Source organism: Bacillus cereus group sp. N21 (assembly GCF_016483395.1).
GTDB lineage: Bacteria > Bacillota > Bacilli > Bacillales > Bacillaceae_G > Bacillus_A > Bacillus_A pseudomycoides.
Genome location: NZ_JAEHBX010000372.1, coordinates 1 through 258, shown reverse-complemented (window position 1 = coordinate 258; position 258 = coordinate 1). Strand labels below are relative to the sequence as shown.

The following is a 258-nucleotide window of genomic DNA, read 5'->3' as shown; positions in this document are numbered from 1 at the left end:
GCATATGAAGTGGCTTCCACATAGGACGCGCTTCAATGTTCTCTTCTGCTAAAATTCTCAACAATTTCCCAATAGAAATCCCAGATTCCTTTTCATCAATTGTCAATGTAGTAAGCCAACGATTTGGGCGAGTATGTTCTAATTCAGGCATAAAATAAAACCCTGGCATGTGAGATAGCGCTTCGTAATACCGTTTATATACAAATCTTCTAGCTCTCACCCTATCTTCTAACACTTCTAATTGTCCTCTACCAATAC

1 protein-coding gene is annotated in these 258 nt (G+C 38.8%); it reads right to left on the bottom strand.

Going from position 1 to position 258, the window contains the following annotated elements:
• The coding region (locus tag JDS96_RS31250; protein WP_199669171.1) for a DegT/DnrJ/EryC1/StrS family aminotransferase at nt 1-258 on the bottom strand (258 nt) is incomplete at both ends.